The sequence below is a fragment of the Pseudomonas sp. yb_9 genome (genome assembly GCF_043103635.1).
Lineage (GTDB): Bacteria > Pseudomonadota > Gammaproteobacteria > Pseudomonadales > Pseudomonadaceae > Aquipseudomonas > Aquipseudomonas monteilii.
This window is the reverse complement of sequence record NZ_JBICKA010000081.1, coordinates 1-1,139: the sequence shown is the minus strand read 5'-3', so window position 1 is coordinate 1,139 and position 1,139 is coordinate 1. Positions and strand designations below refer to the sequence as shown.

The window sequence follows — 1,139 nt, the reverse complement described above, 5'->3', positions numbered from 1 at the left end:
GGTCAAGCCTCACGGGCAATTAGTATTGGTTAGCTCAACGCCTCACAGCGCTTACACACCCAACCTATCAACGTCGTAGTCTTCGACGGCCCTTTAGGGGATTCAAGATCCCAGTGAGATCTCATCTTGAGGCAAGTTTCCCGCTTAGATGCTTTCAGCGGTTATCTCTTCCGAACATAGCTACCCGGCAATGCCACTGGCGTGACAACCGGAACACCAGAGGTTCGTCCACTCCGGTCCTCTCGTACTAGGAGCAGCCCCTCTCAAATCTCAAACGTCCACGGCAGATAGGGACCGAACTGTCTCACGACGTTCTAAACCCAGCTCGCGTACCACTTTAAATGGCGAACAGCCATACCCTTGGGACCGGCTTCAGCCCCAGGATGTGATGAGCCGACATCGAGGTGCCAAACACCGCCGTCGATATGAACTCTTGGGCGGTATCAGCCTGTTATCCCCGGAGTACCTTTTATCCGTTGAGCGATGGCCCTTCCATACAGAACCACCGGATCACTAAGACCTACTTTCGTACCTGCTCGACGTGTTTGTCTCGCAGTCAAGCGCGCTTTTGCCTTTATACTCTACGACCGATTTCCGACCGGTCTGAGCGCACCTTCGTACTCCTCCGTTACTCTTTGGGAGGAGACCGCCCCAGTCAAACTACCCACCATACACTGTCCTCGATCCGGATAACGGACCTGAGTTAGAACCTCAAAGTTGCCAGGGTGGTATTTCAAGGATGGCTCCATGAGAACTGGCGTCCCCACTTCAAAGCCTCCCACCTATCCTACACAAGCAAATTCAAAGTCCAGTGCAAAGCTATAGTAAAGGTTCACGGGGTCTTTCCGTCTAGCCGCGGATACACTGCATCTTCACAGCGATTTCAATTTCACTGAGTCTCGGGTGGAGACAGCGCCGCCATCGTTACGCCATTCGTGCAGGTCGGAACTTACCCGACAAGGAATTTCGCTACCTTAGGACCGTTATAGTTACGGCCGCCGTTTACCGGGGCTTCGATCAAGAGCTTCGCTTGCGCTAACCCCATCAATTAACCTTCCGGCACCGGGCAGGCGTCACACCCTATACGTCCACTTTCGTGTTTGCAGAGTGCTGTGTTTTTAATAAACAGTCGCAGCGGC

General features: G+C 53.3%; 1 rRNA gene. It reads right to left on the bottom strand.

From position 1 onward, the window contains the following. Positions 1-1,139: ribosomal RNA gene (locus tag ACF8MI_RS21865) — 23S ribosomal RNA — on the bottom strand; the annotation flags it as partial.